The 1,185-nt window shown below is 55.7% G+C and carries 2 protein-coding genes; both read right to left on the reverse strand.

Annotated elements, in window-relative coordinates; translation table 11 throughout:
* Positions 1-40: 40 nt before the first annotated feature.
* Positions 41-538: a hypothetical protein gene (locus tag K309_RS0135040; RefSeq protein WP_029050495.1), complete on the reverse strand. Its 498-nt coding sequence runs from the start codon at positions 536-538 to the stop codon at positions 41-43.
* A 114-nt stretch (positions 539-652) separates the two neighbouring features.
* Entirely contained in the window at positions 653-865 is a 213-nt protein-coding gene (locus K309_RS0135045; RefSeq protein WP_029050496.1) for a hypothetical protein, read from the reverse strand.
* Positions 866-1,185 lie beyond the last annotated feature (320 nt).

A 1,185-nucleotide genomic window follows, 5' to 3' on the forward strand; every position in this document is an offset into this window, starting at 1 on the left:
GTGCGACATCAAGCGCAAACCTCATTGATCAGCATGTCCCTTAGGTCACTGCGTCCGTGAGCATATCCTTTCCCGTGTTCAACGCCAACGACAACGCCATGTCTGCCTCGCCTACGCCGGGAAGTGCCAGCAAAGCAATTTGTCCGACCCCGAACGCCCCCTTGACCATTTCGGTCGGGTCACCGTCAACCACCCCGTCGATAATCTCTTCAACGCCGGTGAAGCCGCCGTTGACCGTCGAAGCAAGACTATCGAACACTCCGGATGCGAGTCTGCTGGCAGCGCCATCCGTGATCGAATTCAGCGCAGCGCCAATGGGAGTGATGCCGACTGCCGCACCCGCAGTGTCGGCGACACCGTTGACGCACTCCTTGCAGCCATTATCGAACTCGTTAGCGCCTGCCTTTATTAAGGCTGGATTGATGGTCAGAACACCGCCAACCGTTTTCAAGGCGCCTTCGGCGACATCCTTAATGCCATCGGCAACTTCCTTAATGCCATCGCCAATCTTTTCAAAAGCATTCTTCACTGCACTCATTTTGTGAACTCCTCGTTCGTGTTTCTCACGGGCTGGCACTCGTCAGATCGCATGCCAGCCATAACAAAACGAGTGGCCGGACAGATATAGCTGCCGACCAGCGCGCTTTAGACTTTAGTGGGGAGCGGCCTGCTTAACGCTATCACCGAGGGCTTTCATAAAGCTCGCCACCGCATTGGTGATCGAGATCTTGGCGCTTTGTTTTGCCGTGAGTATGGCCGTCTCTTGAGTGGTTTTAGTCAATTTTTCGATTTCATCCGATGCATTACCCGCGTCCGTTATTGTGCTCCCTCCAGCAGTCCCAGAGCCCTTTGATACACCACTCATAACAGTTTCTCCTTCTCGGTTAAGAAATGCCACCCTCGGTGGCGAACAGTGCTTCGTGCTGGCGCTCACGCCGGTGGCGTGCCGCGTTCGTTATCCGCGAGCTCGCCTAGGGAGGCGCTAATGAGCGCTGGCGCTAGATATTGCACAAGTCAAGGACACGCATGCTCCTCGTGGCCATGCAGCAAAGCATGCGCTTGCGACACATCCGACTCATTGTGCCCTCCTTCATCATCAGCCCCCGCTCGCACACATCAGCGGAGAGCAGGCGGCGAACCGCTTCGCGAAATTCTTGTCACACGGCACACGAGAATTCCAAGCAT

Source organism: Cupriavidus phytohabitans (genome assembly GCF_000426345.1).
Taxonomy (GTDB): domain Bacteria; phylum Pseudomonadota; class Gammaproteobacteria; order Burkholderiales; family Burkholderiaceae; genus Cupriavidus.

Excerpts from the sequence above, each read along its gene's own strand:
- K309_RS0135045 (WP_029050496.1), bottom strand. The coding sequence starts at position 865 with ATGAGTGGTGTATCAAAGGGCTCTGGGACTGCTGGAGGGAGCACAATA.
- K309_RS0135040 (WP_029050495.1), bottom strand. The coding sequence starts at position 538 with ATGAGTGCAGTGAAGAATGCTTTTGAAAAGATTGGCGATGGCATTAAG.